Source organism: Nonomuraea sp. B1E8, from assembly GCF_039871515.1.
GTDB lineage: Bacteria > Actinomycetota > Actinomycetes > Streptosporangiales > Streptosporangiaceae > Nonomuraea.
Genome location: NZ_JBDPLS010000004.1, coordinates 221,151 through 241,357 on the forward strand (window position 1 = coordinate 221,151; position 20,207 = coordinate 241,357).

Annotated in this window: 18 protein-coding genes; 6 read left to right on the forward strand and 12 right to left on the reverse strand. The window is 71.4% G+C overall.

The annotated features are described in order from the left end of the window. Window positions 1-4: 4 nt before the first annotated feature. The 3 genes from ABGA98_RS16000 to chrA are packed head-to-tail and all read right to left on the reverse strand — an operon-like array spanning window position 5 to window position 2,409. The gene (locus tag ABGA98_RS16000; RefSeq protein WP_347619076.1) at window positions 5-391 is read right to left on the reverse strand and encodes a VOC family protein; all 387 of its coding nucleotides are present in this window, start codon (window positions 389-391) and stop codon (window positions 5-7) included. Further along, entirely contained in the window at window positions 388-1,188 is an 801-nt protein-coding gene (locus tag ABGA98_RS16005) for an ArsR family transcriptional regulator (RefSeq protein WP_347619077.1), read from the reverse strand. Before ABGA98_RS16005 ends, ABGA98_RS16000 begins: the two co-directional genes overlap by 4 nt. 33 nt (window positions 1,189-1,221) lie before the next feature. Beyond that, a complete protein-coding gene (chrA, locus tag ABGA98_RS16010) occupies window positions 1,222-2,409 on the reverse strand; it encodes a chromate efflux transporter (protein ID WP_347619078.1) in 1,188 nt (395 codons plus the stop codon). Between the two features lie 135 nt (window positions 2,410-2,544). Between chrA and ABGA98_RS16015 the strand changes: the two genes are divergently transcribed. Further along, entirely contained in the window at window positions 2,545-3,174 is a 630-nt protein-coding gene (locus ABGA98_RS16015; protein WP_347619079.1) for a TetR family transcriptional regulator, read from the forward strand. Window positions 3,175-3,213: 39 nt separating this feature from the next. Then, window positions 3,214-4,383: a cytochrome P450 gene (locus ABGA98_RS16020; RefSeq protein WP_347619080.1), complete on the forward strand. Its 1,170-nt coding sequence runs from the start codon at window positions 3,214-3,216 to the stop codon at window positions 4,381-4,383. 53 nt (window positions 4,384-4,436) lie between these two features. On the opposite strand, the gene ABGA98_RS16025 is transcribed toward ABGA98_RS16020, so the two are convergent. The 5 genes from ABGA98_RS16025 to ABGA98_RS16045 form a co-directional block, all read right to left on the reverse strand. Beyond that, window positions 4,437-5,648 carry a cytochrome P450 gene (locus tag ABGA98_RS16025; RefSeq protein ID WP_347619081.1) on the reverse strand — a complete coding sequence of 404 codons (1,212 nt, stop codon included), beginning with the start codon at window positions 5,646-5,648 and terminating at the stop codon, window positions 4,437-4,439. Between the two features lie 9 nt (window positions 5,649-5,657). Further along, window positions 5,658-6,317 (reverse strand): helix-turn-helix domain-containing protein, encoded by a 660-nt coding sequence (locus ABGA98_RS16030; RefSeq protein WP_347619082.1) that lies wholly within the window; start codon window positions 6,315-6,317, stop codon window positions 5,658-5,660. Between the two features lie 146 nt (window positions 6,318-6,463). Continuing rightward, complete coding sequence (locus tag ABGA98_RS16035) at window positions 6,464-6,901, reverse strand: hypothetical protein (protein ID WP_347619083.1); 438 nt, start codon at window positions 6,899-6,901, stop codon at window positions 6,464-6,466. Then, on the reverse strand, window positions 6,901-7,581 hold the full coding sequence (locus ABGA98_RS16040; protein WP_347619084.1) for a TetR/AcrR family transcriptional regulator: 681 nt from the start codon (window positions 7,579-7,581) through the stop codon (window positions 6,901-6,903). Before ABGA98_RS16040 ends, ABGA98_RS16035 begins: the two co-directional genes overlap by 1 nt. A gap of 136 nt (window positions 7,582-7,717) precedes the next feature. Further along, entirely contained in the window at window positions 7,718-8,338 is a 621-nt protein-coding gene (locus ABGA98_RS16045; RefSeq protein ID WP_347619085.1) for a TetR/AcrR family transcriptional regulator, read from the reverse strand. A 115-nt stretch (window positions 8,339-8,453) separates the two neighbouring features. On the opposite strand from ABGA98_RS16045, the gene ABGA98_RS16050 reads away from it, so the two are divergent. Next, window positions 8,454-9,989, forward strand: a complete 1,536-nt coding sequence (locus ABGA98_RS16050; protein ID WP_347619086.1) for an FAD-dependent monooxygenase — start codon at window positions 8,454-8,456, stop codon at window positions 9,987-9,989. Window positions 9,990-10,010: 21 nt separating this feature from the next. Here ABGA98_RS16050 and ABGA98_RS16055 read toward each other — a convergent pair whose 3' ends face one another. Continuing rightward, window positions 10,011-11,660: a cytochrome bc complex cytochrome b subunit gene (locus ABGA98_RS16055; protein WP_347619087.1), complete on the reverse strand. Its 1,650-nt coding sequence runs from the start codon at window positions 11,658-11,660 to the stop codon at window positions 10,011-10,013. A 317-nt stretch (window positions 11,661-11,977) separates the two neighbouring features. Here ABGA98_RS16055 and ABGA98_RS16060 point away from each other — a divergent pair, with 317 nt between their 5' ends. Both ABGA98_RS16060 and secD read left to right on the forward strand, forming a co-directional pair. Next, window positions 11,978-12,322: a hypothetical protein gene (locus ABGA98_RS16060; RefSeq protein WP_347619088.1), complete on the forward strand. Its 345-nt coding sequence runs from the start codon at window positions 11,978-11,980 to the stop codon at window positions 12,320-12,322. A 38-nt stretch (window positions 12,323-12,360) separates the two neighbouring features. Continuing rightward, complete coding sequence (gene secD / locus ABGA98_RS16065) at window positions 12,361-14,604, forward strand: protein translocase subunit SecD (RefSeq protein ID WP_347619089.1); 2,244 nt, start codon at window positions 12,361-12,363, stop codon at window positions 14,602-14,604. Between the two features lie 141 nt (window positions 14,605-14,745). Here secD and ABGA98_RS16070 read toward each other — a convergent pair whose 3' ends face one another. From ABGA98_RS16070 to ABGA98_RS16080, 3 genes are all read right to left on the reverse strand, one after another. Then, window positions 14,746-15,705, reverse strand: a complete 960-nt coding sequence (locus ABGA98_RS16070) for a nitronate monooxygenase (protein WP_347619090.1) — start codon at window positions 15,703-15,705, stop codon at window positions 14,746-14,748. A 243-nt stretch (window positions 15,706-15,948) separates the two neighbouring features. Further along, the gene (locus ABGA98_RS16075; RefSeq protein WP_347619091.1) at window positions 15,949-17,130 is read right to left on the reverse strand and encodes a hypothetical protein; all 1,182 of its coding nucleotides are present in this window, start codon (window positions 17,128-17,130) and stop codon (window positions 15,949-15,951) included. 98 nt (window positions 17,131-17,228) lie between these two features. Continuing rightward, complete coding sequence (locus tag ABGA98_RS16080) at window positions 17,229-18,224, reverse strand: LacI family DNA-binding transcriptional regulator (protein ID WP_347619092.1); 996 nt, start codon at window positions 18,222-18,224, stop codon at window positions 17,229-17,231. A 435-nt stretch (window positions 18,225-18,659) separates the two neighbouring features. Between ABGA98_RS16080 and ABGA98_RS16085 the strand changes: the two genes are divergently transcribed. Then, the gene (locus tag ABGA98_RS16085) at window positions 18,660-20,180 is read left to right on the forward strand and encodes an extracellular solute-binding protein (protein ID WP_347619093.1); all 1,521 of its coding nucleotides are present in this window, start codon (window positions 18,660-18,662) and stop codon (window positions 20,178-20,180) included. Window positions 20,181-20,207: the final 27 nt, after the last annotated feature.

The following is a 20,207-nucleotide window of genomic DNA, read 5'->3' on the forward strand; positions in this document are numbered from 1 at the left end:
TGGCTCAGCGCCCGGCGGGCTCGAACAGCTCGACGAGATTGCCGGCCGGGTCGGCGAGCAGGATCTGGCGCCCGCCCGGCCCCGCGACGACCTCGCCGCGGAAGGACAGCCCGGCGGTTCGCAACCGGCCGATCTCGGCGTCGAGGTCGTGGACGGTGAGATGGATGCGGTTGCGGCCCGGCGCGGCGGATCCCTCAGGCGTGGCCCGGGCGCCGGAGCTTTCCGGCCCGGACAGCAGCAGCCGCAGCGGGCCGCGGACCACGTCGGCGAAGGCGGGCGCGGGGTTGGCGCGCAGGGTGAAGCCGAGGTGGGTGGTGTAGAAGCGCACGGCGGCGGCCACGTCGTCGACGATGTAGCGGACGCCGGCGAGTTCGGCGGGTGGTGAGGTCATGGCGTTTCCTCCGGGTCGGCGGTGCGGGTGAGAACGGGCAGCAGGTAGCGGATGCGGGTGTCGATCTCCTCCGCCGTGCGCAGGAAGGCGGGGTAGCTCGCCTGATCGTCGTCGCCCGGCGCGGCCGGGTCGGGGATGCTCCAGTGCGCCGGCCGCGGCCGGCCGCCGAACACGGGATGCACCTCGCGGACCTTGTCGCACAGGCTGATCAGGTGATCGAAACGGCGGTGGGCCACGGTGTCGAGATGGCGCGTCCGCCGGTCGGGCAGGTCGACGCCGTAGTGCTCGCGCAGGACGCGTACGGCGTTGGGATGCACGTGCGGTTTCGGGTGGCTGCCGGCGCTGGTCACCTCCACGTGCCCGCCGCTGCGGTGGCGCAGCAGCGCGGCGGCGATCGGCGAGCGGGCGCTGTTGCCGGTGCACGCGAACAACACCCGGGGAGACGCCGGGAGCTCGCCGGATGGCGGGGTGGGCGGCGGGGCGGGTGGCGGGGCGGGATCGAGGCGCAGCGCCGGATGGAGGGCGGCGCCCGCCTCGGTCAGCGCGTGCGCGCAGCGATCGAGGTCGAGGTGGTAATAGCTGTCGCGGGCGTCGAAGCCGCTGCGACGGGCGGTGACCAGCCCGCTTCCGCGCAGCAGCCGCAGATGGTAGGAGATCAGGTTCTGCGGGTGGCCGAGCAGCTCGACGAGCTCACGCACCCGGTGGTCGCCGGTGGCCAGCGCGGCCAGCAGCCGCCATCGCAGGGGGTGGGCGGCCATGCGTACGAACGCCGGGGCGGTTCGGCCGGTGGGCACCATGCCGCCAGAATACATCAAAACCATTTGATGGGCTCAGGAGAGCAGCGTGCGGGCCAGCCCGACGGCGGCGCCGCCGGCGATCAGCCAGGCGTTGTTGAGCCTGGTCGTCCAGAGCAGCACCAGGCTGAGCACCGCTATGGCCGCGGTCAGCGGGTCGACGACGGCCGTGCGGGCGAGCTGGTAGGAGACCCCGGCCATGAGCGCCAGCGCCGCGGCGTTCACCCCGTCGAGCAGGGCGGACGCCCACCCGCTCGAGCGCAGCCAGCCGGTGAGCCGGGTGAGCAGGCCGACGAAGACGAACGACGGCAGGAAGATGGCCACGGTGGCCAGGAACGCCCCGATCGGTCCCGCGACGACATAGCCCACGAAGGTGGCGGTGGTGAACACCGGCCCAGGGGTCACCTGCCCGATGGAGACGGCGTCGGCGAGCTGCTGCGAGGTGAGCCAGCCGAGCCGCTCGACGAAATCCCCGCGCAGGAAGGCCAGCAGCACGTAACCGCTGCCGTACAGCACCGAGCCGATCTTCAGCATGGTGAGGAACAGCTGCGTCAGCTGACCTCCGGTCGGGTCGGGGAAGAGGGGAGATCCGCCGAAGGCGAGCATGGGGGCGGCAAGCACGCCGGGCAGCCGGTTCTGGCCGCCGGGCGGGCGGCGCGGCAGGCGTACGGCGAACGCCAGCAGCGCCCCGGCCGCCAGGATCAGCAGCTCGTTGACCCCCGCCAGGTAGGCGGCCAGCGCGGCGAGGGCCAGGGCGGCCAGCCACCCGGTCTTGATCACCGTGCGCCACAGGCCGAACAGGGCGTGGGCGATGATGGCGATCACCGCCGGGACGACGCCGTACAGGAGGCCCTCGGCCGCGGGCGTGCTGCCGTAGGTGACGTAGGCCCAGGCCAGGGCGGTGACGATGAGCGCGGCAGGCAGGATGAAGCAGACCCCGGCTGCGACGAGACCGCGCATGCGCGCACGGTCGTGGCCCAGGTGGATGGCCAGCTCGGTGGAGTTGGGCCCCGGGATCAGGTTGGTCGCGCCCATCAGGTCGGCGAAGCGCTCGTCACTCACCCAGCCGCGGCGGCGCACCACCTCGTCGCGCATCATCGCGGTGTGCGCGGCCGGGCCGCCGAAGGCGATGGTGCCCAGCTTGAGGAAGAGCAGCGCCACCTCCCGCACCGCGTGCCAGGACGCCCTCGCCTCGCCGGAACCTCCGGTGACGTGCTCGCTCATCGCCGCGGTCCTTCCTCTGGTGTGGCCCGCCGCGGCGACTCTATCAAATCCATTTGATGTAACAGTATGGCGTGGATCAAATGTACGGGCTGACCAATTGTACAATCTGCTGGCCGTTTGGTTATTATACTGAGCATGAGGTCAGACACGGACGATCTCAAGGCACGTGCCAGGATCAGGAACGCCGCCCTGGAGCTGTTCGGGGCCGAGGGCGTCAGCGGGGTGAGCCTGCGTGCGGTCGCCGCCCGTGCCGGCGTCTCCCACGCCCTGGTCCTGCACCATTTCGGCAGCAAGGAGGGCCTGCGCAAGGAGTGCGACGCGTACGTGATCTCGCTCGTGCGCGGCGGCCCCGGCGTCGAGGCGCTGGAGGACACGGCGGGGTTGGCGGCGATGCTGGAGGCCGCCGGCCCCGTGCGGAGATATCTCGGCCGGGCGTTCCTCGACGGCACACCGGAGGCGGCTGCGCTCTACGACGAGATCGTCGAGACCACCGAGCGGTGGCTGGAGCGGGGCGTGGCCGAGGGGTGGGCACGGCCGAGCCAGGACCCGCGCGCCCGCGCCGCCATCTACGTGACCTGGCTGCTCGCCCCGCTGGCCTTCGGCGAGCACCTGTCGCGGGTGCTCGGCCTTCCGGACCCGCACGACATGGACGCCACGTTGCGTTACTCGCGGGCCGGCATCGAGATCTTCACCGACGGCGTGTTCGCCGACGACCGCGCTCTGACGGCCTGGGAGGCGGTCAGGAAGGAGCGGCGGGCGCGGTGACGGCGCTGCCGCCACGACCACCTTCCCCACCGAGGAGACATGACCATGACCGACATCGCCGGTTTGCTGACCGCCCCCGACAGAGACGCGTTCCTGGCCGATCTGGCCAGGCAGGGGCCGGTGTGCCGCGGCACCTACATCGACGGCACCCCCGTCTGGCTGGTGACCGGCTATCCCGAGAGCGTCGCGGTGCTCACGGATCCGCGGTTCAGCAGCGACATCACCCGGCAGTCCGCGATCGACCTGGCCGCCGTCGCCGGGCTGCCCGACGACGTCGCCCCCTACCTGCTGCGCACGCTGGGCGTCAACGATCCGCCCGACCACACCAGGCTGCGGCGGCTGGTGTCGCGGGAGTTCACCGCCCGCCGGGTGGAGAAATTGCGCCCGCGCATCCAGGAGATCGTCGACGCGTTGGTGTCCGGCCTGCCCGAGGAGTTCGACCTCATCGAGCGCTTCGCCTACCCCCTGCCGGTCCAGGTGATCTGCGAGTTGCTCGGCGTTCCGGCGCAGGACCGCGGCACGTGGCGTTCCTGGGCCGCCGACCTCGGGGCGTTCGACGTGGAAAAGGTCGCGGCCGGTGCCAGGGGCCTGGTCGGATACATGTCCCGGCTGATCGACGCCAAGCGCGCGGATCCCGGCGACGATCTGCTGTCAGGGCTGATCAGGGTGCAGGAGGCCGACGGAGACCGGCTCGCCGACGAGGAGCTGATCTCGATGTCGATCAGCATCCTGATGGCCGGGCACGAGACCACCGTCGGCCTCATCAGCCAGAGCGTCTGGCTCCTGCTCACCCGCCGCCTCGACCCCGGTGACATCTCCGACGCCGTCGAGGAGTTCCTGCGCTTCACGGGGAGCGCGGAGATCGCCGTCCTGCGTTACACGCTGGAGCCCGTGGAGATCGGCGGCGTGACCATCCCGCGAGGGGAGGCGGTGCAGGTGGTGTACGCGGCCGCCAACCGCGACCCTCGCCGCTTCGACCAGCCCGGCCGGCTGGACCTGAGCCGCGCCGACAACGCGCATCTCGCCTTCGGCCACGGCATCCACTACTGCCTGGGCGCGGCGCTGGCCCGGTGCGAGACGCAGATCGCCCTCGCGACCCTGCTGGACCGCTTTCCCGGGCTCACCCTGAGCGTGCCCGCCTCGAAGATCGGCTGGCAGCCCGGGATGAAGCGGGCCCTGACCTCCCTGCCGGTCCGTACGGCGCCCTGACCGGACCGCCGGCCGGGGCGGGCCCCAGGGCTCGCCCCGCCGGCGGGGCGCGGTCAGCGCGGCGGCCAGAGCAGCGGCAGGCGGCGCACTCCCGTCATGGTCGGGGTGGGGATGAACTCGACGGGCTGGTCAGGGTCGGCGCGCAGGGGGTCGAGGCGATCGAGCAGGATGTTGAGCGCGACCCGTCCTTCCAGGCGGGCCAGGGGCGCGCCCAGGCAGAAGTGGATGCCGCGGCCGAAGGCGAGATGCGGGTTGGGGTCGCGGCCGGGGTCGAAGGCGCCGGGGTCGGGGAACTGCCGGGGATCCCGGTTGGCCGGTCCCAGCCAGGCCATGACGAGCTGGTCGGCGGGTATCGTCACGCCGCCCAGGGAGGCCTCGCGGGTGGTGGATCTCGCGAGTGCGGCGAACGGGGTGAAGAAGCGCAGGGACTCCTCGATCACGGCCGGAACGGTGGAGCGGTCGGCCCGGACCCTGTCCTGCGCCTCGGGGAAGGCATCGAGGCACAGCACCGTGTTGCCGAGCAGCATCGTCGTGGTGATGTGCCCGGCGAGCAGCAGGACGATCGCGAAGTTGACCACCTGGTCGTCGGGCAGCCGTTCGCCGTCCACCTCGGCCTCGACCAGCTTGGTGAGCAGGTCGGCGCGCGGTCGCGCCCTGCGCTCCGCGGCGTGGGCGGCGAGATAGCCGGACATCTCCATCCACGGCTTCATCGCCGCCTTGAGCTCGGCCTCGCGCTCTTCCGACTGCTCGGTGAGTGAGATCTTGCTGTCACGCTCGAACAGCGCATCGGCCCACTTTTTGAACAGGGCACGGTCGCTGCTGGGCACCCCCAGCAGTTCGGCGATGACGATGACGGGAAGGGGGTAGGCCAGGTCGGTCACCAGCTCGAACCGGCCCCGTTCGGCCGCCGCGTCGAGCAGTTCGTGGGTGAGGGTGGCGATCCTCGGTTCGAGATCCGCGACCACCTTCCGGGTGAACGCGCTGCTGACCAGCTTGCGCAGCTTGCCGTGCTCCGGCGGGTCGATCTGGGTGATGAAGCCCTCCATCGAGAACTCCTCCGCCTCCGGCATCATGCTCTTGGGAATCACGCGCATGGTGTCGGAGGAGAACGTCGCCGGATCGCCCAGGATCTCCTGCAGTTCCGGATATCCGTAGACGTTCCACATCCCGGTGGCCGTGTCGAACTCGACCGGCCGGCCCGATCGCGGCCCGTGCAGCCAGAAGTGCTGCTGGGGAATGGCGTACCGCTGGACGATGTCGGCCATCGCCTCTCCTTAGTCGTAGATCCACTTTTTGTAGGGCGGGACCAGTTCCGTAAAGATCGAGATGTACTCCGTGGCCGCCGCGGCGAGCACCTCAGGCGGCGGTGCCTGCGCCGGCTCGAAGAGCTCCCGTACGGCGAAGGCGAGCGCGTCGGCCCTGGCTTCCTCGTCCACTTCGGCTTCCGTGGTCTCAGTGCCGTCGAAGATGTAGAAGCCCCCCTGTACGGCCTGCATCGTGTACCGCAGGTTGGGCACGTCGGTCCTGAGCAGCGCGTACTTCTCGGCCACCCGGTGGAAGCGCTCGGCCGCGAGGAGGTCGTGGCTGCGCATCGGGTGTTTGGCAAGCTTGCCGAGCAGATCGATGTCCGTGGTGAACATCGCCCGAAGGAGCGGCCGGCGGCTCACGGTGAGGAAGGACGCACGCGCGAAGCGGTGCGGCTGCACCTGCGCCGGATCCTGGCGCAACATCGCGGCGAACTCCTCCACGACCTCGATGGCCTCGCGGAGCAGCAGCGCCTCGAAGAGCTCCGTTTTGGTGCGCCAGTGCAGGTAGACCGTGCCCTTGCCGACCTCGGCCCGCGTGGCGATGTCTTCGACGGTGACCTTCCGGTAACCGTGCCGGAGCAGCAACTCCCCGGCCGCGTCGAGAATCCGGTCTGCCCGCTCCCGCACCAGAACTCCTTTGACTCGATGTGAAATCTGGTCAATGAGTCACACTACGCCTGTTGCCGGCCCCGTCAAGGGTTTTCACCCCAGGAGGTGCGGCGAGAGGCCGAGGATGCGTTGCGGCGCCGGGGCCTGGCCAGGTGGGACGGCGCTCAGGCGCCCGTGACGAGCATGTACAGCGCCCAGACGAACAAGGCCGTCTGGACGATGAGCTCGCGCCAGGCCAGCGCCGGGGTGGCTTGGATGGCGTACGACATGCTCTTGATGGGGGAGACGGGCGGCGGCGGAGCCTTGTCCGCGTCGAGTGGCCGGTTGAAGCGGTGGAACAGGAGCTGGGTCAAGGTCAGGCCGACCATGAGCCCGGTGATGAAGCTGAGATGTTCGAGCCCGGCTGACGCGAGCATCGCCACGAGGAGCACCGTGAAGGCGAGCAGCACGTCGTCGAACACTTTGACGGAGCGGCCGCCGCCGCTGTAGATGGCGGCGATCCGCTTGATCCGGAAGGAGTAGGGCACCACGAACAGGTTGAAGAACTTGATCAGGGCCTGCAGGGTGTACAGGCCGAGAAGGATCTTGAGCGCGACGGTCATCATGGCTCCTCTGCGAACCACTTGAGCAGGGCCGCTGGATCGACCAGCGTGAGGGATCCGGCCGGCGCGCCGAGCACCCGCTCGACCGCGTCGGTGTGCGCGGCGATGATCTCCTCGACGGTGTCCGCTGTGCCGCCGGACAGGAAGACGTCGCCGAGCGCGTCGTTGAGGTCCTGGATCATGCAGACCAGGACGTGGCCGGTCTGGTCGGGGTGCCGCACCGGGAAGACGCCCTCGTCCACCCCTGCGCGTACGATCTGCGCCAGCAGCGGCGCGATGCGCTTGGTCAGGCGGGGGCGCAGCTTCTGGCGGACGACGGCGTTGTCGTCGGAGTACCAGTACTGAAGCATCGCGACGAGCAGGTCTCGTCGTGCCAGTTTCCATCCGGCCAGTGCGTTGAGGAAACGCTGGAGCCGCTCCATCGCGGACAGTCCGGGCTCCTCCACTGCCGTGGACAGGTGGGCGCGCAGCTGGTCGGAGGTCCGCTCGATCAACGCCTCCAGCATCGCCGGCCTGGAGTCGAAGTAGTGGTAGAAGGCACCCTGTGAGACTCCCGCCTCCTGCGCGAGTTCCTGCACGCTCACCTGGGCGTAGCCCTTGGTATCGATGAGCCGCTGGGCCGCATCCAGAAGCGCGTCCCGCCGGGCCGCGTATGCCGCGGGGTTCACCGTCCGTGCCACTGTCTCACTCCATTAATAAAGCGACGCTCGCTTTATTAATATACCCACAGCACCCCGTATGGCCAGTCACAGAAGACCTGGACGCCAGTTCGTGCATGCCGTCGCGCTGTGTCGCGCCCGCCATCGGTGGCTGGAGCTACCGGCGGCAGGCCGCCAGCGCGGCCAGAATGACCTCTACGAGTGGTGTGATGTCGTCGTCCGGGGGCTCCGCGGGCTGCCACGGGGTGCGCGGCCTCAGGTAGGCCAGCCCGACCAGGCAGTCGACGGCCAGCTCGGTGTCGAGGTCGGCCGGCAGCTCGCCCCGCTCGACGGCGCGGTGGAGCAGCCGGGCTCCCGCGGAGCGGCGGGGCTGCTCCGCGCTGGTCTGCAGGGCCGCGGCCAGGCGCGGGTTCCTGGTGGCCTCGGCGGTCAGGTCGGTGAGGACGCGCATGGTCCGCGGGTCGGCCCGCAGCGCGGAAGCGTGGCGTACGAAGCCTTCGACGTCCTCGCGCAGGGCGCCGGTGTCGGGCAGCGGCACGGCCTCGTCGGCCAGGCGGGTGAGGAGCTCCAGCACCAGCGGCTCCTTGGAGGCCCAGCGCCGGTAGATGGCGGCCTTGCCGACTCCTGCGCGGCGGGCGATGGCGTCCATGGACATCCGGGCGTAGCCGCTGTCGATCAGCTCGTCCAGAGCCGCCTGGCGGATCGCGTCGGTGAGGTCGGCGCGCAGCACGGCCGCGCCTGCCGGCCGGCGGTCGGGGCCGGAGGTGGCGTCGGGCATCCGGAAGACCCTCCAATGAGACGGAACGGTTGTGTTCCATCGTAGTGGGGGCTAACGTAACGACGAAGGAACGTAACAGTTCCGTCCTGACGTCGATCATTCATAGGTGGTGGCCATGGCAGATTCCGCTGAGGTCCTGGTGGTGGGGGCCGGGCCCGCCGGTCTCGCACTGGCCTGCGCTCTACGGCTGCACGAAGTGACGGTGCGGGTGGTGGACCAGGCGCCGGGCCCGGCCACCACCTCACGCGCCAACATCCTGCACGCCCGCGGCGCCGAGGTGCTCGACCGGCTGGGCGCGCTCGGCGACCTGCCCGGCCGCTCGGCCCCCTCCCTCGTCCTGACCACCTACATCGGCGGGCGGGCCGCGATCGTCACCCGCTTCGGCGAGGCCGGCCCGGGCACGCCCAAGCCGGCGCTGGTCCTTCCCCAGACGGATATCGAGGCCCAGCTCCGCGCCCGCCTGGCGGAGCTGGGCGTCGACGTGGAATGGGGCACCGCCCTGACCGACCTCGCCGAGGACGACCACGGGGTCACCGCCGTGCTCGACGGCGGGCGCAAGGTGCGCGCCGGCTGGCTGGCAGGCTGCGACGGCAGCCACAGCACGGTGCGCAAACTGGCCGGCATCCCCTTTCCCGGCGCGCCGCTGACCGACCAGTGGCTCCTGGCCGACGTGCACGCCGGCTGGGATCTCGCCCGCGCCGGCGGACACGGGTGGGCGCACCGGGACGGGCCGCTGTTCGCCATGCCCATGCCCGGGGGCGAATCGGACGACCGGTGGCGGCTGATGGCCTACCTGCCGGGCGCCAAGGACGAGCAGCTCACCGAGCCCGAGATCCTCACGGCCTTCCGCCGCCTGGTGGGCGAGCGCGCCGGCCTCGACGGGGAGAAGATCCGCGACGCGGTCTGGGCGTCGGTCTTCCGCGTCCACCGCCGGCTGGCCGACGCCTACCGCCGGGGCCGGGTCCTGCTGGCCGGTGACGCGGCCCACATCCACAGCCCGATGGGCGGGCAGGGCATGGTCACGGGGATGGGCGACGCCGAGAACCTCGCCTGGAAGCTCGCGCTCGTCATCCAGGGCCACGCCGGCGAGCGGCTGCTGGACACCTACCAGGACGAACGCCGTCCGCTCGCGACCGAGGTGCTCCGCAACACCAGCGCCACCACCCGCCTCCAGATCGGCGACGGCCCGCTGCTGCGGCTGCTGATCAAGTGGGTGCTGGCGCCGCTGGGCAACCACCCCGCGGTGCAGCGCCGATCCACCCAGATCGCCTCGCAGCTGGGAGTGAGCTACCGCCGCGGCCCCCTGGCGGTCCGCGCCTCCGTGCTCGGGCCCGGCCGCCGTCCACGATCCGGCGACCGCGTTCCCGACCTGCGGTGCGTCGACGCGCACGGCGACGTCACCCGGCTGCATGCCGAACTGGGCGGGCGCTGGGCGTTGCTGGCCACCGGCAGCGCCGCGCCCGCATGCCGGTCGGAGGCGAGCGCGTCCCTGGGCGATCGCGTCGTCGTGCTCACACCGGCCGGCTGGCGAGACGACGAGGTCTGGCTCGTCCGTCCCGACGCGCATCTCGCCTGGCGCGGCCGGCCGGCCTCCGGCGGCCTCGGCCGCTGGCTGCGGGGCGCCCTCCAGCACGGACGCGCGCAGGCGTGACCGGCGACGACGTGGCGGACGTCAGCCTGGTGGCGCCTTCTTCTCGGGTGTCTTCGCGGCCTGTTTCTCGCCGTCGTGTTTCTCGCCGTCGTGGCCGTCGCCGTACGGGATCTGGTCCTCGCCGTACGCGCGGCTCATCCTCAGCCTGAGCCGGCCGAGCGGGCCCCGGGCGGTCTCGGGCGGGACGCGCTCGCCGTCCCCGCGCGCCCCGGGCAACATCGGGATGGCTGACCTGCCGCGCAGGTGGGCCTCGACGTCGTCCGACGGCGGTGTGTGGACCTCGACGAACTCCCCGTGGGGCAGCCGTCGGATGACGCCGGACTCCACCCCGTGATCGATGGTGGCGGCGTCCGACCGCTGCAGGCCCAGGCACAGCCGGTAGGTGACCAGGTAGGCCAGCGCCGGGCCCAGGAAGATCAGCACCCGGCCGGCGTACGTCGTCCAGTTGAGGCTGACGTTGAAGAAGGTCGCGATCAGGTCGTTGGCGCCGAGCACCAGGAGCAGGCCGTAGAACGTGATGCCGGTCACGCCGATCGCGGTGCGGTGCGGGTTGTTGCGGGGACGGTCCGCGACGTGGTGCTCGCGGCGGTCGCCGGTGATCCAGCGTTCCAGGAACGGATAGAGCACCAGGCCGGTGAGGATCAGGCCCAGCGGCGCCAGCGCCGGGATCAGCACGCTCAGCGGCAACGTGCCCGCCTGGGCGGTGCCGAAGAGGTTGATCTCCCAGGAGGGCATCATGCGCAGGGAGCCTTCGAGGAAGCCCATGTACCAGTCCGGCTGGGATCCCGCGGAGACGTCCGACGGCGTGTAGGGGCCGTACAGCCAGATGGGATTGATCTGGGTGAAGGTCGACAGCCCGGCCAGTACGGCGACCGTGAAGAGGAGGAACGCGCCTGACTTGGCCATGAAGGCGGGCAGGAGCGGCGCGCCCACCACGTTCTTCTCGGTACGGCCCTTGCCCGGCATCTGCGTGTGCTTCTGCACCCACATCAGCACCAGGTGGGCGGTGATGAGCGCGATCAGAATGCCCGGGATCAGCAGGATGTGCAGGGTGAAGAAGCGCGGGATCACGACATCGCCGGGATACTCGCCGCCGAACAGGAGGAACGACAGGTACGTGCCCACCAGCGGGAGCGACATCAGCACTCCCTGAGTGATCCGCAGCCCGGCTCCGGACAGCAGGTCGTCGGGCAGGGAGTAGCCGGTGAGCCCTTCGGCCAGGGCGAGGGTGAACAGCGCGATGCCGATCAGCCAGTTCAGCTCGCGCGGCCTGCGGTAGGCCCCGGTGAAGAACACCCGCATCATGTGCACCATCAGACTGGCGGTGAACAGCAGGGCGGCCCAGTGGTGGATCTGCCGGAGCAGCAGACCGCCGCGCACGTCGAAGGTGATCTCCAAGGTCGAGGCGTACGCCTCGGACATCATCACGCCCCTGAGCGGCGCGTAGGAGCCGTCGTAGACGACGTGTTCCATGCTGGGCGTGAACCAGAAGGTCAGGAACGTTCCGGTGAGCAGCAGGATGATGAACGAGTAGAGGGCGATCTCGCCCAGCAGGAACGACCAGTGGTCCGGAAATATCTTGCGCAGGTTGCGTTTGAGGGCGGGCGCCACCCCCAGCCGATCGTCGAGATATCCGCTCGGACCGGCGATGAATTTGGGCACTGTGTTCATGCATGGCCTCCCCGTGGGCCGCCGTGCGGCGCGGCGGGACGCGGGAGAACGTCGTCACTCCCCCCGCGGTGAGCCGCCGAAGCAACTGGTGAGCCGCATTACGGAAGCGTAGTCTCGCGACCGTCAACGGCCGGCTAAGCCGGACCGGTGTTCCGGGCAAAAGGATGGAAGTCCGGCGCGGGTCAGCTCAGCCGCCCGGCCGACGCCCGGCAGCGGGGACGGTTCGCCGGGGCCGGCGTGCCACGCCGCGCGGCGGGAATGATCCTCGTACCGGCCGCAGAGGGCTAGGCTGGGAGCTTTGAGGGGGAGGAGGAGTGATGCGCGGGAGACTGCCTGCCGCACTGGTCTTCCTCCTTTCCTGGTTCCTGCCGGCCGTCGCGCACGCGCAGCCCGTCCAGCCGGTCACCACGGTCAAGACCGCCACCTTCGCGGCCGGGCAGCCGCCCGCCGCCCGGCAGCACCCGCTCCAGCCCGCCGCCGCGCGCATATGGGCCGGCACGCACACCTTCACCGGCGCGGGCGGCGCGGCGCTGCCCGTATCCGAGCTCCTGCACGTCCGGCACGCGTGGGCCGTGGTCGTCTCCAGGCCCACCCCCGAGGCCACCGCGCAGCGCAAGCCGGTGGCCTCGCCCGCCCGCGCGCCTCCCTCCACAGTGCACTGACGATCTTTTTCCGCACGTTTTAGCCTGTGGAGGCTGCCATGTTCCGTGCGCCGTTCTGGCGTGCGGTGACGGCGCTCGCCGTCATCGCGATCTCATCCGTACTAGCGCTGTCCATGGAGCCGCGCCTGGGTCTCGACCTGCGCGGCGGCACCCAGCTCGTCTTCGAGGCGAGAGACTCACCGACCGTCAAGGCCGACGCGGCCGCCACCGACCGCGCGCTGTCCGTGCTGCGCCAGCGGGCCGACGCGCTCGGCGTGGTCGATCCCACGCTGGTCCGCTCGGGGGAGAAGCGCATCATCGTCGAGCTGCCCGGCGTGCTCGACCCGCGCAAGGCGGCCGAGGTCATCGGCCGCACCGCGCAGCTCGCGTTCCACCCCGTGACCGGCGCGGCCAAGCAGGGGGACAAGTCGGCGCTGCCCGACGAGAACGGGCAGCCGCTGAAGCTCGGGCCGCCCGCCATCACCGGCGACGGGGTGAGCGACGCCGCCGAGCAGAGCGACCCCCAGCGCGGCCCCGGGTGGTTCGTGACGCTCGACTTCCGCGACGCCGCCGCCTGGCAGCGGCTGACCGGCGCGGCCGCGTGCGAGCCGGTCGGCGACCCGAAACGCAGGGTCGCGATCGTGCTCGACAAGGAGATCATCTCCTCGCCGCCGCTCGACCCGTCGGTGGCCTGCAAGGCCGGCATTCCCGGCGGGAAGTCCGAGATCACCGGCTCGTTCACGCACCAGGAGGCCCGTGACCTCGCCGTGCTGATCAAGGGCGGCGCGCTGCCCGTCCCGCTCGCCATGGTCGAGCAGCGTACGGTGGGCCCGACGCTCGGAGAGGCGGCCATCGAGGCGAGCGCCCAGGCGGCGGTCGTGGGCCTGATCCTGACGGCCGGGTTCATCATCGCCGTCTACCGCCTGTCCGGGCTGCTGTCCACGATCGCGCTGGTCTGCTACGGCCTGATCTCCTACGCGGTGCTGGTGGCGATGGGCGCGACGCTGACGCTGCCGGGCCTGGCCGGGTTCGTGCTGGCGATCGGCATGGCCATCGACGCCAACGTGCTGGTCTTCGAACGAGCCAGGGAGGAGTACGGCCAGGCGCCCAAGAGAGGGCTGAAGTCGGCGATGGCCAAGGGCTTCAAGAACGCCTGGAGCGCCATCGCCGACTCCAACATCACCACCCTGATCGCCGCCGGCCTGCTGTTCTGGCTGGCGTCGGGTCCCGTCAAGGGCTTCGGCGTGACGCTGGCCGTCGGTGTGCTCGCCTCGCTCGTCTCCGCGATGCTCATCACCCGCGTGCTCACCGAGCTCGCCATGAACACGATGAGCCCCCGCCTGTCGGGCGTCGGCTCGCCCGGCACCGTCAGGACCTGGCTCGCCCGAAGGAACCCGCAGCTGATGAAGGCCGGAAAGGTGTGGCTGGCGGTCGCGGGCGGACTGGTCCTGGTGGCCGTCGCCGGGCTGCTCGTCCGCGGGCTGAACTTCGGCGTCGAGTTCACCGGAGGCCGGCTCGTGGAGTTCACCACGAACCGCCCGATCCCGGCAGAGGCCGCGAGTGAGGCGGTCTCGCGCGCCGGGTTGCCCACGGCGGTGGTGCAGTCCAGCGGCGACACCGTCACCGTGCGCGCGGCCGAGCTCGGCATGAACGAGGCCGCGCAGATCGAGCAGGAGCTGGAGCGGGAAGCCGGCGAGGTGACGAAGCAGCGCGAGGAGTTCATCGGCCCGAGCCTGGGTGAGGAACTGCGCCGCAACGCGCTCATCGCGCTCGGCGTGGCCGTCGCGATGCAGCTGCTCTACCTGGCGGTCAGGTTCCGGTGGACGTTCGGCGCGGCGACGGTGATCGCGCTGCTCGTGGACGTGTTCGTGGTCGCGGGCCTGTTCGCGTGGCTGGGCAAGCCGATCGACGGCGTCTTCCTCGCCGCGATGCTGACCATCGTCGGGTACTCGGTCAACGACAAGGTGGTGGTGTTCGACCGGGTGCGGGAGTTGTGGACGGCACGCCGCAAGGAGCCGTTCGCCACGTCGGTGAACGGCGCGATCCTGCAGACCATGCCGCGCACGGTCAACACCGGTCTCGGAGCGCTGTTCATCCTGATCGCGCTCATGGTCCTGGGCGGTGACTCGCTGCAGGACTTCGCGATCGCGCTGGTGGCCGGCATCGTGATGGGTACGCTGTCCTCCTCCTTCGTGGCCGGGCCGGCGTCGATCGTGTTGTCCAGGTTCGACCGGCGGCCGCCGCCCGAGCCCGCCAAGCGCCGCGCACCCGAGGCCCGAAAGGGGTCGGGCGCCGTGGTGTAGCCCGCGCTTCGGCCGGGGGCCGCTACGGTGCCCACGTCGTCCGGGGGAGGCCCGCCGTTCGCATCGCCCCGGGCGTCCGGCCGGCAGCCCGGGTTCCCCGGCGTGCGCTCCGACAGCCGCCAGGGGGTGAGGCGGCCGGGGTCAGCGGGGGGTGGTGAAGCGGGACAGCAGGGTGTCGGCGGCGGCGAAGTCCGCTACCACGTCGGCCGCCGTGCGCTGCCGCCGCACCAGGCCCACGGCCTGACCGGCGTAGACGTAGGCGGTGTCGAAGTCGCCTTCGCGACGGGCCCGCGCCAGCTCCGCCTGCGCCGCCTCGTCGCCGGCCAGCTCCGCCTCCCGGCCGGCCCACCGGTCGAAGAACGTGTTGCGCAGGGCGCGGCCGCCGTACTCGGAGGGCCAGGCGAGCCGCTGGGCCACGTCGAAGACACGCCCGTACGCGGTGCCGGTCTCGCCGGCGTCGAGGATCCGCTGCCGAGCCGCCTCCGAGGCGGTCGTCTCCGAACACCCGAGGAAGGCGGTGCCCACCCAGGCGCCCTCCGCGCCCGCGGCCAGGACGGCGGCCAGGCCACGGGCCGTGGCGATACCGCCGGCGGCGAGCACCGGCACGTCCACCACGTCCAGGACGCTCTGCAGCAGTGGCAGCGTGGCCACGTCGGCGCGCCCGTGCCCGCCGCCCTCGCCGCCGCGGGCGACGACCACGTCCACCCCGGCCCGCTCGGCGGCGCGGGCCTCGTCCGTGGTGCCCGCCTGGACGGCCACGGTGACGCCGGCCTCCCGCAGCGGTCCGACGTACGGAAGGTAGTCGCCGAAGCTGACGGACACCAGGGCGGGACGGGCCGCGAGCACCGCCTCGAACTGGCCGGGGTTGCCCGGCAGCGCCCAGGCCATCAGCCCGACGCCGTACGCCCGCCCGCTGGCGGCGGCCACGGCGGCCTGTTCGGTGACCCACTGGCCGGACGCGGTGGGGGGCACGCCGACCATGCCGAGCCCGCCCGCCCTGGAGACGGCCGCGGCGAGCCGCCCGTCGCCCACGCCCGCCATCGGCGCGCCGACGAGCGGCACATCGAGCCGGAAACGGCCGGTCAGCCAGGTGTTCGGCATCCTGTCAGCTCCTTCGGGACTCCGTGGAGCGCCTGCCGCGCTCCACGCCGGTCGTGACCATGGTGCCAACGACCCGGCCCGCACCGCACGAGGCGCAGGTGAGGGGCATGTCGCGGGCCACGCCCTGCCGCCCCCGGGACCCCGCCGGGCGCACCCGGCTGTCCGCCCCGGCCCGCCGTCCCGGCTGGCTGCCCGGCTGTCCGGCCCGTCCCGGCAGGGCTCCAGGGTGGGACGGCGGGGGAGTCACGTCCGCTGCTGGGCCTTGAAGGCGCCGAGCCAGTAGTTGGGGGCGGACGTCCCCTCTCCGCGCGGCTTGACGGTGTAGGTGGCGAAGACGCTGTTGAGCAGCCACGGGTTCTTGTCCGGGCCGAAGTTGCGCACCATCAGGTCGTCCTGCTTGAAGCCGTACGTCGCCACCGCCAGTCGGCCGGTGCCGCGGTAGAGCCGCATCTGGTCGCGCAGGAAGGTCGACTGGCTCGTGAACCACGGGCAGCTGGTCAGGAAGTCACGCCATTTGCGCTGGGGGAAGGGGTTGTCGATGGCGGCCTTGATCACCTGCCACACCTTGGTGCCGGGGGCGAATCCGTACCGCCGGGCGAAGTCCGCCGCGATGGGGTCCTCCAGGTGCTGTTTCCAGTGCCACACCAGCGAGAACTCGGTGACGAGGAACGTCTGGCCCGCGCGCATCCGCGGCAGGATGTAGTCGAGGAACGGCTGCGTGTTCTCCGGCGCGGGCACGTGGGGATGGATGTCGACGCCCTCGATCTCCGGAGTCTCACGGACGAAGGTCATCCAGCGCTCAGTGGCGGGCGTGCGGCGGTCGGCCAGGTCGAGCCGGTTGAGCGCGCCCATGTAGAGCTTGGTGCCGCAGCCCGCGCCGCAGTGCTCGCGCCGATAGCCGATCACGTGCCGGGCGACGGTCTCGTAGAAGGTGTTGAGCCGCTCGTCGCGTTCGGCGGGCAGGCTCTCGATGAACGGCTCGTTGCCGATCGTCATGATGTCGATCTTGCCCATCACGGCGGGCAGCACCCGGTCGAGGCGGGCCAGCTCCGCGGCCATCTCCTTGCTGCCGGGCGCGGGGAAGGAGGCCTGGTTGTACGGGAACTTCAGGCTCAGCAGGGTGTCGTAGCCGCGTCCTGCGGCCTCGGTGAGGGTGCGGATCGCGAAGTGATCGGCGGGGTCGGCGTCGTCGGTTGCGGGCATCGGGAAGAACCCGCGCACCCATTGGGCGCCGGCCTCCCGCAGCTCGCGGTAGTCCAGCGCGTCGAGGTTCTGGTTGAAGTTCGCCCCGAGGGCTCCGAGAGCGCGGGGCTGGACGTTCCGTACGGGCCCGCCTTCCTGGGCGGTGGCGTGGGCGGTGGCGTGGGCGGCGGTCGAGAAGGCCAGAACCGCGGTCATGGTGAGGATCGGCAGTCGGCGCAGCATGGTTGCTCCCTGGGGGATGAGCGTGTGGTCATCGGCGCACTCGTCGGGCCATGTTTGCGCTAACTCGATCGAGCTGTCAACGGCCGGCCCGCGTGGGCTCAGCGGCGCGGCGGCGCGGTGGACGCGCGGACCACCAGCTCGGGACGGACGAACCGGCTGGTGCCGGCGGCCGTGGCAGGTCCGGCGGGCGTCTCGATCTGGGCGATCAGATGCTCCAGGCAGCGGCGCCCCACCGCGGCGAGGTCCTGGCGCACCGTGGTCAGCGGCGGGGTGAGGAAGGGCGCGAAGTCGAGGTCGTCGAACCCGACGACGCTCAGGTCATCGGGCACCCGGCGGCCCAGCTCGGCCGCCGCCCGCAGGACGCCCACCGCCATCTGGTCGTTGGCGGCGAAGACGGCGGTCACGGAGTCGTCGGCCAGCAGGCGCAGTGCCGCGTCGTAGCCGGACCGCGGCGACCAGTCGCCGACGACGGGCGGCGGGATCGCGCGTCCCGCCCGCTTCAGCAGCCGCTGCCAGGCCGCCCTGCGCCGCTGCGCGGGATTGGACCCGGCGGGCCCCGCCACGTGGTGGACCGTGGCGTGCCCCAGCTCCAGGAGGTGGTCGACGGCGGCGCGGGCGCCGGCCGCCTCGTCCATGCCGAACGTCGGATGCCGGTGCGCCGCCTTGCTGTCGGCGATGACCAGGGGCACCTCGTCGGACAGCCGGAGGTGGGGGGTGTCGAGCACGCGCGCCTCGATCACGATCACGCCGTCGACCGCCCGGTCGGTGAGGCCGCGCACGGCCGCGCGCACGTCCTTCTCCGTGGGGGCGTCGACCACCGCGATGCTCACCGAGTAGCCGCGGGCCTGGGCCCCGGTCACGACGGCCTCGACGATGCGCACGTTGAGCACGGCGCTGAGGTTGAACGTGACGACGCCGATCGTGCCGAACCGGCCGGTCGCCAGCGCCCGCGCGGCGATGTTGGCGCGGTAGCCCAGCTGTTTCATGGCCGTCTCGACCTTGAGCCGGGTGGCGGCGGTCACGCGGTCGTTGCCGTTGACGACCCTGGAGACGGTCTGGCCGGAGACCCCGGCGAGTTTGGCGACGTCGGCCATGGACGGCCCTCCGGACGCTCTCGTGCCTGGTGCTCGAACCACGCCGGGCGTCTCCCTTCGTCATCGCAGCGGGCGGAGCGTACGAAAAAGGCGGGGACGGGCCGGTCAGGGCCTGGCCGCCGGCGCTCTCGACGTCGCTCAAGGACGTGTCGCCGCCGACAGCGTACATCCCCGCCCAGGGCCGCGGAAATCGTTCCCCGAGCCCTCGTGTGCTCGCTTCTCTTGTTTACGCAAACATGCATATCACGACGTCAAGCCGATCACGCCCAGCGCAGTGACAGATGCCGTCCGCGCGGAATCCTCACCGTCACCATCTTGACGCTGATGGACGGCGGACATAGGTTTGCGCAAACATAAATCCGCTTGACCGGGGGATCCCTGCGATCAGGGACGGGCGGGACAGGTCGCTGACCGAACCGACGAAGAGGAGTCGCCATGCGGCGGCAGCAACGGATCCTTGGAAACCGGCCCGGCGCCGGGAGCGCCGGGCGACCCAGCATGGGCCGGCGCCAGTTCATCGGCGGCGCCGGCGCCGCCGCACTCGCCGCGGCGCTGGCCGGATGCACGGGTGGCGGGCAGATGAGCCGGGAAAGCGGCGGTTCGAGCGGATCCCTCCAGTGGTGGGACCAGTTCCGCCCGCTGACGAAGATGTTGCAGGAGGATCTGTTCGGCCCCTACATGAAGGAGCATCCCGGGGTCACGATCGAGCGGCGCCAGATGGACGTGCCCGACCTGGGGCAGGCGCTCCAGGTCGGGCGGCGCAGCAACCAGATGCCGGACGTGCACTCGCTGGCCGGCCTGGGAACCTCCGCCGCGGCGCTGGTCAGCGAGAGCTGGTTCCAGCCGATCGGCAAGCTCGCCGACTTCAAGGGCAGCCCGGTCGGCGAGTTCCTCCATGACGGCATGCACCGCTTCGACGGCGAGATCTACTCCTTCCCCATGTTCTCCGGCCGCTGGCACGAGGCGGTGCCGTGGTACAACACCGCGATGCTCAAGCAGGCCGGGATCGACCCCGAGGAAGAGCCGGCCACCTGGGACGACCTGCGCGACGTCGCCCGGCGCCTCACCAAGGGCACCGGCGACGGCGTGTACGGGATCGTCGTGCCGAGCAAGGAGACCGAATACCTGCAGTTCCTGGTGAACCGGCTGGCCATGACCGCCGGCGCGCCCGGCGGCATCGACTGGACGACGGGCGCGTACGCCTTCGACGCCCAGCAGTACGCCGACGCCATCGAGTTCCTGACCGCCCTGCAGACCGACAAGGTCGTGCATCCCGCGTCACCGTCGATGGGCGCCCGCGACGCCCGCGCCCGCTGGGCGGCCGGTCAGGCGGGCGTGTACCTGTGGGGCGCCTGGTTCATCGGCGGCCTGCGCGTGGACGAGCCGGAGGCCGTGGAGCGCGGGGTCGGGACCTGGCACATCCCCTGCCCCGAGACGAGCAGGAACTTCGTCTACAGCCCTCCGCAGTCCGGCACCTTCTGGGTGTCGAGCCAGTCGAAGCGGGCCAAGGACGCCGCCGACCTCATGCTGCAGATGACGACCAAGGAGTTCCAGGCCAGGCTGGCCGCCGCCATGGACCAGCCGCCCGCCCTGGCCGACGTGGTGGAGGAGGCGGAGGTGCACCCGGCCTACCGGCAGTGCGTGGCCAACTTCCAGGACGACGTGCGGATCGCCCCGGCGCCCGAGGTCGCCACCCCCGGCGTCTGGCAGGTGCTCGCCGAGATGCGCGACGTCCACCCGAACCTCGGCGACATCGTCCAGTCGGTGCTGACCGGGTCGACCTCCGACGTGGCCGGCGAGCTGCGCCGCTACACCGACGCGATGAGCGCCGAGCGCGAGCGCGCCATCAAGGCCGTCCGCGAGGAGAAGGGCGTCGAGGTCGACACGAAGGCCTGGGTGTTCGCCAACTGGGACAGGAAGGCGGACTACGACCAGCAGGCCTACGCCGAGCGCTGAGCCGAGCCCGCCCGCGAACAGGAGCAC